At 60.4% G+C, this 268-nt stretch carries 1 pseudogene; it reads right to left on the bottom strand.

Annotated features, from left to right (window positions below):
* Positions 1–256: pseudogene (locus SB772_RS41590) on the bottom strand (hypothetical protein); the annotation flags it as partial.
* Positions 257–268 lie beyond the last annotated feature (12 nt).

Raw genomic sequence — 268 nt, forward strand, 5'->3', positions numbered from 1 at the left:
GTATGGCGCGAATCGCCGCACCTGGCAATTTCACCAGTTCGCCATGAGGATTCGCCGTGCTTCCGTCGACGTTCACGTAGAAGTTGTCGCCGGCAGCGTCGTACCGGCAGGCTTCGAGGCCCGCGGTGGGCTGGCCTGCGCTATCGGTGAACGTCACTTTGGCGATAACGGTCTGCGTGGCCGTGTTGATGAATGTAGCGAACGGGGGCGTCTCTTCCGGGCTTGAAATCATGAAGATGCCGTGCACGGAATCCACGCAACCTTCGTC

The organism is Paraburkholderia sp. SIMBA_030 (assembly GCF_046535245.1).
Lineage (GTDB): Bacteria > Pseudomonadota > Gammaproteobacteria > Burkholderiales > Burkholderiaceae > Paraburkholderia.